Origin of the sequence: Streptomyces sp. KR55, assembly GCF_052245645.1 — a bacterium.
Classification (GTDB): domain Bacteria; phylum Actinomycetota; class Actinomycetes; order Streptomycetales; family Streptomycetaceae; genus Streptomyces; species Streptomyces flavusporus.
The window spans coordinates 1-3,673 of record NZ_JBQQCE010000682.1 but is presented as its reverse complement, the minus strand read 5'-3'; the positions used below and the strand labels follow the sequence as shown (position 1 = coordinate 3,673).

Here is a 3,673-nt window from a genome sequence, read left to right as displayed (position 1 = left end):
CCCCTCGGATCAGCGCGGCGAAGAAGGGTTCCGAACCGAGTCGGCTCTCCGATTCCGGGATCACCAGGGCCACCGCGTTGGTGCGGTTGGTCACCAGGCCGCGGGCGACCGAGTTGGGAACGTAGTTGAGCTCCTTGATCGCCGCCAGGACCCTGGATCGCGCGTCGGCACTGACCAGATCCGAGCCGTTGACGACGCGGGACACTGTCGTCCGCCCCACACCGGCACGGGCGGCGACCGTTTTGATCGTGGGACGGCGGTTCCCAGCCATGCGCTCCCCTCCTCGGCAGCCGCGGCGACGCCGGCCGCGGAGGTGACCAGCGACAATTCTTGCAGACACCGCCGGGGCGGAGCACCCCATGGGCCCAGGAAGGCGAACGCCGGGCGGCCGGACCGCCCAAGAGTTGCTTTCAAGTCATTGACAGATCGGCTCGCTGCCGCGAGTCTTCGATGCGTTGTTGGGAACGTGCCCACCCTGAAGTGGGCACGTTCCCACCACTCATCAGAGCCGCTGTAGTCATCGCAGAAACTCGTCACTCCGATGTGTCAGCGCCGCCGCTAGGAGGAGATTTCATGGGCAGTCTCGGTTCGTTGCGTACGAAGGCGGTGGCGACAGCCGCGGCCGTCGGCGCGCTGTCACTTGTTGTAGGTTGCAGCAGCGGTGACGATTCGGTTACGGGCGGTGGCAAGAAGGACGGCAAGGTCGTCATCACCATGGGCCTGTTCGGCGTGATGGGCATCGAGGAAACGGGCCTCATCGAGCAGTACGAGAAGGAGAACCCAGGCGTCGACGTCCAGGCCGAGATAGCCGGCGACGAGCAGACGTACTACACCGCACTGCAGACCCGGCTCGCCGCCGGGAACGGCCTCAAGGACATCCAGGGCATCGAGATCGGCCGGGCCAAGGAGATCGTCGACACCCAGTCGGACAAGTTCGCGGACTTCTCCGACATGGCGGGCACCGAGCACTTCCTGCCCTGGAAGGAGTCCCAGATCAGCACCGCGGACGGCAAGGTGCTGGGCCTCGGCACCGACATCGGCCCGATGGCCGTCTGCTACCGCAAGGACTACTTCGGGCAGGCCGGCCTGCCCACCGACCGCGAGGAGGTCGGCAAGCTGTGGGAGGGCGACTGGGAGAAGTACGTCGAGGTCGGCCGCACCTTCAAGAAGGACTTCAAGGGCGACGACGTGGCCTACATGGACTCGTCCAGCGGCCTGTTCAACGCCATGGTCTACGGCTATCCCGAGCAGTACTACAACGAAAAGGGCGAGCTGATCTACGACAAGAACCCGGCCGTGAAGGAGGCCTGGAACCTTGCCGCCGATGCCGCCGAGGACGACCTCACCGCCAAACTCCGCCAGTTCCAGCCTGGCTGGGACCCGGGGCTGGCCAACGGCACGTTCGCGACCGCCGTGTGTCCGGCCTGGATGCTCAGCCACATCAGTGAGAAGGCCGGTGACGCGAACAAGGGCAAGTGGGACGTCGCCAAGGCGCCCAAGGGTGCCAACTGGGGCGGGACCTTCCTCGGCGTGATCGAGAAGAGCCCGGTGCAGGAGGAGGCCAAGAAGCTCGTCGCCTGGCTGACCGCACCGGAGCAGCAGGCCCACATCTTCAAGGAACTGGGCAACATCCCGTCCTCCAAGACGGCGCTGGAGAGTGACGAAGTGAAGAGCGTCACCTCGGAGTACTTCAGCAACGCACCGATCGGCCAGATCTTCGGTGACGCCGCTCAGGAGATCCCGGACAAGCAGGTCCTCGGCCGCAAGGACGGCACGATCAAGGACACCTTCTCCCAGGGCCTGGCGCTGATCGAGCAGGGCACCTCGCCCGACGAGGCATGGGACACCACCGCGGAGCGCATCGAGAAGGCCGTCGGCTGACCCGTTGAGCCTCCGGTTGCCCTGGGCGCGCCCGCACCCTGCCGGCGCGCCCAGGGCCCGGCTCACACATCCGCACTCAGGAAGGAAGTCCGGTGGCCACCTCCACCACCAAAGCCCTGGCCGGCGAGGAGCGTCCAGGCCCGTCTCCTAAGACGGGCGGCGAGGGCACCGCCCGGCGGCGCAGCGCGCTGCTGCACCGGCTGGACGTCAAGGGCGCGCCATACGCGTTCGTCGCGCCGTTCTTCGTCGTCTTCGCCGCGTTCAGTTTCTACCCCCTCATCTACACGTCGTGGATCTCCCTGCACGACGTGGAGCTGGCCACCCTCGATGTCATGGAGTGGGTGGCGTTCGACAACTACGTCGAGCTCTGGGGCGACTCAAGGTTCTGGAACGCGCTGCAGAACACCTTCACCATCGGCGTCATCTCCACGGTGCCGCAGCTGCTGATGGCACTCGGCCTGGCGCACCTGCTCAACTACAGGATGCGCGCCTCGCTGTTCTTCCGCGTCGCCTCGCTGGTCCCCTACGCCACCTCGGTAGGCGCCGCCGCCCTCGTGTTCACCATGCTCTTCGAACGCGACTTCGGCATGATCAACTGGGCGCTCGGCGTGGTCGGCATCGACCCGGTGAACTGGGAGTCCGACAAGTGGCCCGCCCAGATCGCAATCTCCACCATCGTGATCTGGCGCTGGACCGGCTACAACGCGCTGCTCTACCTGGCCGCCATGCAGGCCATCCCGGCCGAGCGGTACGAGGCGGCCTCCATCGACGGCGCCTCGCGGTGGAAGCAGTTCACCCACGTCACCGTTCCCGGGATCCGCTCCACCATCGTCTTCACCATCGTGCTCTCCACGATCGGCGCCACCCAGCTGTTCGGTGAGCCGCTGATCTTCGGCCAGGGACCCAACGGTGTCACCGGCGGCGCGGACAACCAGTACCAGACGCTGGGCCTGCTGCTGTACGAAGAGGGCTGGAGGAACTACCAGATGGGCCGCGCAGCGACCGTCGCCTGGGCGATGTTCCTGCTCCTCATCCTCGTCTTCGTGGTGCAGCGGCTGATCAAGCGCCTGCGCAACCGTACGTCCTGACCAGGAGTCGCCATGACCACCAACAGCCTCCCGGTCCGGACGGACACCGCAGTCCGGACCCCCGCCGAGAAGACGGGCCGCGGTGGCCGCCGGCTGCTGCGCCAGCGCGCCGGCCGTCAACACCACGTGGGCCCGCTCGGCTACATCCTGCTCGCCGTGATGGCGATTCTGTCGATCTTCCCGCTGTACTGGACGATGGTGGCGGCCTCCACCGACAACACCCGGGTCAGCCAGACGCCACCGCCGTTCCTGCCCGGCCCGAACCTGTTCAGCAACCTCGCCCGCGCCTGGGACGAGGCGGCGATGGGGAAGGCCATGATCAACAGCCTGATCGTGGCGGGGGTGATCGCTCTGTCCACGGTCTTGTTCGCCACCCTGGCGGGCTTCGCCTTCGCCAAGCTGCGGTTCAAGGGCCGCAACGCTCTGCTCATGCTGGTGATCGGCACCATGATGGTGCCGCCGCAACTCGGCGTCGTCCCGCTGTTCATGATGATGTCCGAGCTCGGCTGGTCCCAGCAGCTCCCTGCCGTCATCTTCCCCACGCTGGTAAGCGCGGTCGGCGTCTTCTTCATGCGGCAGTACCTTTCGGAGGCGCTGCCGGACGAACTCGTCGAGGCCGGACGCGTGGACGGCGCACACTCGCTGCGGATCTTCTGGAGCATCGTGCTGCCCGTCGCACGGCCCGCGATGGCGGTCCTGTTCAT

4 protein-coding genes are annotated in these 3,673 nt (G+C 66.6%); 3 read left to right on the top strand and 1 reads right to left on the bottom strand.

Going from position 1 to position 3,673, the window contains the following annotated elements; translation table 11 throughout:
• Positions 1–271: LacI family DNA-binding transcriptional regulator (locus ACTWQJ_RS48265; RefSeq protein ID WP_443312714.1), on the bottom strand; the 271-nt coding region annotated here is incomplete at its 3' end.
• Between the two features lie 302 nt (positions 272–573).
• On the opposite strand from ACTWQJ_RS48265, the gene ACTWQJ_RS48260 reads away from it, so the two are divergent.
• The 3 genes from ACTWQJ_RS48260 to ACTWQJ_RS48250 form a co-directional block, all read left to right on the top strand.
• Positions 574–1,881 (top strand): ABC transporter substrate-binding protein, encoded by a 1,308-nt coding sequence (locus ACTWQJ_RS48260; protein ID WP_443312713.1) that lies wholly within the window; start codon positions 574–576, stop codon positions 1,879–1,881.
• A 92-nt stretch (positions 1,882–1,973) separates the two neighbouring features.
• On the top strand, positions 1,974–2,969 hold the full coding sequence (locus ACTWQJ_RS48255) for a carbohydrate ABC transporter permease (RefSeq protein WP_443312712.1): 996 nt from the start codon (positions 1,974–1,976) through the stop codon (positions 2,967–2,969).
• A gap of 12 nt (positions 2,970–2,981) precedes the next feature.
• A partial coding sequence (locus ACTWQJ_RS48250; RefSeq protein ID WP_443312711.1) for a carbohydrate ABC transporter permease occupies positions 2,982–3,673 on the top strand: 692 nt, incomplete at its 3' end.

Bases quoted from the DNA above. Each gene is read 5' to 3' on its own strand.
- ACTWQJ_RS48260 (WP_443312713.1), top strand. From the start codon at position 574: ATGGGCAGTCTCGGTTCGTTGCGTACGAAGGCGGTGGCGACAGCCGCG.